The organism is Roseivivax isoporae LMG 25204 (assembly GCF_000521865.1).
GTDB classification, from domain to species: domain Bacteria; phylum Pseudomonadota; class Alphaproteobacteria; order Rhodobacterales; family Rhodobacteraceae; genus Roseivivax; species Roseivivax isoporae.
Genome location: NZ_JAME01000125.1, coordinates 1 through 1118 on the forward strand (window position 1 = coordinate 1; position 1118 = coordinate 1118).

At 74.9% G+C, this 1118-nt stretch carries 2 protein-coding genes; one reads left to right on the plus strand and one right to left on the minus strand.

All coding sequences use genetic code 11. The features are described 5' to 3' along the window. The coding region (gene dusA, locus RISW2_RS22925) for a tRNA dihydrouridine(20/20a) synthase DusA (protein WP_051492397.1) at nt 1–981 on the plus strand (981 nt) is incomplete at its 5' end. A 5-nt stretch (nt 982–986) separates the two neighbouring features. Here dusA and RISW2_RS25870 read toward each other — a convergent pair. Continuing rightward, nucleotides 987–1118, minus strand: a 132-nt coding sequence (locus RISW2_RS25870; protein WP_156943995.1) for a DUF1289 domain-containing protein, incomplete at its 5' end; no start/stop codon positions are given.

Below are 1118 nucleotides of genomic sequence, written 5' to 3' on the forward strand. Positions count from 1 at the left end.
CTTTCGGTTGCGCCGATGATGGACTGGACCGACCGGCATTGCCGGGCGTTTCACCGGGCCTTGTCGAACGGGGCGCTCCTTTACACCGAGATGGTGACCTCGGCCGCGCTGGTGCGGGGCGGGGCGGCGCATCTGCTCGATTTCGGCGCGGGGGAGCATCCGGTCGCGCTGCAGCTCGGCGGGTCGGATCCGGGCGAGCTGGCGGAGGCGGCGCGGATGGGCGCCGCGCGCGGCTACGACGAGGTCAACCTCAACGTGGGCTGTCCGTCCGATCGCGTGCAGTCGGGCACGTTCGGGGCCGTCCTCATGCGCGATCCGGAGCGGGTCGCCGCGTGCCTGCGTGCCATGGCGGACGCGGTGCAGGTTCCCGTGACGGTCAAGTGCCGGATCGGCGTCGACGACCAGGATCCCGCGGCCGTGCTGCCCGATTTCCTCTCGCGGATGCGCGACGCGGGGGTGACGCGGATCGCGGTGCATGCGCGCAAGGCCTGGCTGCAGGGCCTCTCGCCCAAGGAGAACCGCGATGTGCCGCCGCTCGACCACCCGCTCGTGCAAGCGATGAAGGCGCGGTTTCCCGACCTGCACCTGTCGGTGAACGGCGGGATCGCGAGCCTCGACGCGGCGGCGGACTTCCTCGAGGCCGGCATGGACGGCGTCATGATCGGGCGCGCCGCCTACCAGCGGCCGTGGGACATCCTCGGCCGCGCCGACAGCCGGATCTGGGGCCGGGCCGATCCCTGCGCCGGACCCGAGGACGCCGTCGCCGCGATGCGGCCGCACATCGCGGCGCATCTCGAGGCGGGCGGCCGGCTGCACGAGGTCACGCGCCACATGCTCGGCCTGTTCGCGGGGCGTCCGGGCGCGCGGGCTTGGCGGCGGATCCTGTCCGAAGGTGCGACGCGCGGGGGCGCGGGGCTCGCGCTCGTGGACGACGCGCTGGAGGCGGTGGCGGCGGGCGGCGTGGCGCAGGCCGCGGAATGACGCGCCTAGCGCCGGCCCGGCATGGCGGCGCGCGCGTCCGGAGACAGGAGGTCCGCGCGCGCCGGCAGGTCCGCGAGGACGGCCCGCCGGGCCTCCGCCGACAGGCTTCCCCAGGCGGCGATCTCGTCGAGCGTGCG